General features: G+C 38.9%; 3 protein-coding genes and 1 other annotated feature. Of the genes, 2 read left to right on the top strand and 1 reads right to left on the bottom strand.

The annotated features are described in order from the left end of the window. Positions 1–607: 607 nt before the first annotated feature. Positions 608–1594 carry a tryptophan--tRNA ligase gene (trpS, locus tag CSV72_RS16380; protein WP_099679226.1) on the bottom strand — a complete coding sequence of 329 codons (987 nt, stop codon included), beginning with the start codon at positions 1592–1594 and terminating at the stop codon, positions 608–610. A 93-nt stretch (positions 1595–1687) separates the two neighbouring features. Further along, positions 1688–1900 (bottom strand) — a binding site (T-box leader). A gap of 437 nt (positions 1901–2337) precedes the next feature. Between trpS and spxA the strand changes: the two genes are divergently transcribed. After that, a complete protein-coding gene (spxA, locus tag CSV72_RS16370) occupies positions 2338–2736 on the top strand; it encodes a transcriptional regulator SpxA (RefSeq protein ID WP_009765721.1) in 399 nt (132 codons plus the stop codon). A 238-nt stretch (positions 2737–2974) separates the two neighbouring features. Further along, positions 2975–3625, top strand: coding sequence for an adaptor protein MecA (gene mecA / locus CSV72_RS16365; protein ID WP_099679224.1), 651 nt, complete (start codon positions 2975–2977; stop codon positions 3623–3625). Positions 3626–4016: the final 391 nt, after the last annotated feature.

Genomic DNA, 4016 nt, shown 5'->3' with positions numbered 1-4016 from the left:
ACTTACAGTATCTACAAAAGTATGTACTTTCAGGTAGACGATTCTCTTTACTAGTCATATAAATTCTTTTTGGGTCAATAGAATAATGCGACAAGCCTTGTCATCATCACCTTTTCAAGAGGGAGTCGCCGCCTTCCACTTACGGTAAACTGACGTATTGTTCTATCAGTAGAACATTAATGCATTAAATATTAAAGTCAAAACCCAAACCCAAACCCAAACCCAAACCCAAACCCAAACCCAAACCCAAACCCGAAACCAAAACCAAAACCAAAACCAAAACCAAAACCAAAACCAAAAGACTGAAGACAAGCTCCTTATAATGTTTCTGGAGATGTTTTCAGTCTTTTTTTGGTTATGACTTTTAAGACTCGTCTAATTACACCTGGTCTGAACATAGGATGAAAGAAAAGGGTAAAGGACGAGATGTCTGTGACGCGTTTTTTTATATTTGTTTGTAGTTATTGTGTGATTGTGGTGACGCTGGCTAATTTGTTGTTTTACTTGAATTATTCTGCGCTTGGTTATGATTATCAACAGATATTGATTTTTATTTTGCAGTCGACGGATTTTATGATGTTGGTAGCGGCGGTTATTTTACTACTACTTACCGTCTACGTCCCAAGCCCATCGCGGCCTCCATCTTTTTGAGGGTGGCGGAAGCGATGGTGTTTGCTTTTTCGGCTCCTTGGTCGAGGATTGCATCGAGTTCAGGAGAGTCGATTAGTTCATGATAGCGTTCTTGGATTCCAGCTAAGTGTTGGTTGATCGCATCAGCGACACCGGCTTTAAATGCTCCGTAGCCTTGGCCTTCGTATTTTGCTTCTAATTCTTCGATGGTTACACCACTCAGTGAAGATTCGATAATCAATAAATTAGAGACGCCTGGTTTGTTTTCTACATCAAATTTCACGATACCTTCAGAGTCGGTTACCGCACTTTTGATTTTCTTTTCAATTTCTTTTGGTGTGTCCAAAATCGTAATGGTCGCTTTTTTATTCGGATCAGATTTACTCATTTTCTTCAATGGATCTTGTAAAGATTTTATGCGAGCGCCATTTTTAGGAATACGAACGGCCGGAATGGTCAATACTTTTCCGTATCGGCTATTGAAGCGCTCTGCTAGATCTCTAGTTAGCTCTAGATGTTGCTTCTGGTCTTCCCCGACTGGCACGATATCCGTGTTATACAATAAAATGTCCGCAGCCATTAATGGAGGGTAGGTAAGAAGTGCGGCAGATACACCTTCTGCTCCATCTGATTTGTCTTTAAACTGTGTCATACGCTCGAGTTCACCAATGTACGAAATGCATTGCATGAGCCATCCAGCTTGAGCGTGAGCCGGAACTTCTGATTGGATGAACAATGTGGATTTATCTGGATCAATACCACTTGCGATATACGTAGTAGCTAGTGAACGAATCGCTTGTTTTAGGTCATCTGGATTTTGCTGTACTGTGATTGCGTGCTGATCTACGATACAGAAAATACAGTCCTCGTCGTTTTGTAGCTCAACGAATTGACGGAATGCGCCAATATAGTTTCCTAATGTGATGACACCTGTAGGTTGTACACCTGAAAAGATGGTTTTCATGATAATATTTCCTCCTTTAAAATGTAGACTGGAACGAAACAGTCTGTATCGTACGTGAAAAATGGCATAAAAAAACATCAGTCATCCCCTGTAAATAGGGACGATTGATGAAAGGTAACCGTGGTACCACCCGAATTGCTACTAATAGCCGCTCAATTCCCATAACGTGGGAAGACGTGATGGAGTACTGTTTTCATCCATCAAGCTCAGGAGCCCATTCATTTTGTGCAGTTTTACTTGTTTTCACCTTATACAAGCTCTCTACAAAAACCGCAACAAAAATACTCTTTCCTTCAATGCCATTCACTATATTGCTTAAGATTATATCGATACCTTTTAAAAAATGCAACTTTGAATTAATAAAAAGAAAAAAGATTTGCACAACATGAAACCTTTTAGTACACCTGTACGTACTATACAGAGAGGGAATATTTAGCAGAAGTATTTTCTAAATGAGAATGCATTTATTTACAAATGAAATGTTTAAAACATTTATGCCTTGGGTATTAAAGTAGAAGATGTTCATTTATCGCAGAATACTGCATGATTCTCTACCGAAATGTTGAAAAATAAGAAATTGTGAATTTCAAAAAAGTTTTTTCGAAAAACTATATTAATTGAGAATGATTATGTGTATAATGAACAGTATAGAGATTAATTATAATAATTCTAAAGTGAATCAAACGAATTGCAAATATATTAAATCTAATGAGCGTAAGCCGTAGGAAAGGACGTGTCAATAAATGGGTGTCACACTTTATACATCGCCTAGTTGTACATCTTGTAGAAAAGCAAAAGCATGGTTGGAGGAACATGAGATCCCTTATACAGAGCGTAACATTTTCTCTGAACCATTGAATATTCAAGAGATCAAACAAATTCTTCGCATGACGGAAGATGGTACTGACGAAATTATTTCAACACGATCCAAGATATTCCAAAAATTAAATGTTGATGTGGAAAGTCTTCCACTTCAAAGATTATATGAGTTGATCCAAGAACATCCTGGTCTTTTGAGAAGACCAATCATTCTAGATGAAAAGAGACTCCAAGTAGGGTACAATGAAGATGAGATTCGTCGTTTCCTACCGAGAAAAGTTAGAGCCTATCAGCTGCTCGAAGCGCGGCGTATGGTTAACTAATCTTAATAACAAAAGCTGATAGGGATGACACGGGATACAATTGTGCCTATCAGCTTTTTTGAATTGATATTCCCTTGTATTCCTCTAGATGAGCCACTTCAATGCAAACATTAGTAAAATGAAATACAATTAACCCTTACGAAAACGTCGGAGCCGACATATAGTAGTAATAAGCATTGCAAGTGTGTATTAGTATATGACAGGGGAGGGCCTGTTCTACAGAAGGGAGAGATAAGGGATGGAAATAGAGCGCATTAATGAAAACACGGTAAAGTTTAATTTATCCTATGGAGATATTGAAGCCCGTGGTTTTAGTAAAGAAGACGTCTGGTATAATCGCGATAAAAGCGAAGAGCTTTTTTGGGATATGATGGATGAACTTGGCGATGATACGGAATTTGAAGTGGAAGGACCGCTTTGGATTCAAGTTAACGCTATGAATGAAGGCATTGAAGTGATTGTAACGCGCGCACATCTTCCGAAAAACGCAGAATCTTCACAGTTTCCTTTTGGAATTGAAGATCCAGAAGAATTATTCGATCCAATTTTCGATGCGATTACTGAATCTGAAGAGGAAAGTGAAGAAGATTTGCAGGTTGCAGATAGATTATTTGTTTTCAATGAGTTTGACCAAATCATACCATTGGCTAGCAAGATGATTTCACTCGAAGACGAATTTGATTCGCAACTATATGCATTCGAGGATCGTTATTATCTCAACTTACGCTTCGACTATTCTCTTATTGAGAAGAAACGTGCGAAGGACATTGCCAGCATGGTAACAGAATACGGTGCAGTGTCTAAGATGTCTATTCATCGTATAGGTGAGTATGGCAAGGAAGTCATGGGATCTGACGTATTTGAACAAGTAAATAAATATTTCTCATAATACTCTAAAAGGCTATCAGTAACTTGGTAGCCTTTTTTGTTTTTACACCCACTAATAGTCTTTTTGTTTGGTAGTATGTGGGGCTAATTCAGGTGCTTTTTAAGCTTGAACAAGTACTTTTAAGCGGTACTAGAACATGTGGCGTGGGTAAGTGATTAAGTGCTTAAGTGCTTGTCCGGTTACATTTCTGTTTAGAGTACGTAATAAGCGGCGTTGGGTTGTGGTTCTTGCACGTGCTTTTTCTGTTTCCTGTTTGATCGGGAGGTTGTGGTTTAGCTGGTAATGTAAGTGGCAAGTTCATTGTCCCCACTTCGGCGCTGGTGGATGGCTTTCGCGAGGAGCCAGAGACAGGAAGTTCGCCTGTCTTTGTCTCCTCGCTACGCCTACCACA

The sequence above is a fragment of the Sporosarcina sp. P20a genome, assembly GCF_002743175.1.
Taxonomy (GTDB): domain Bacteria; phylum Bacillota; class Bacilli; order Bacillales_A; family Planococcaceae; genus Sporosarcina.
The sequence above is the reverse complement of the archived record's forward strand: the minus strand, read 5'-3'. Positions and strand labels throughout refer to the sequence as shown.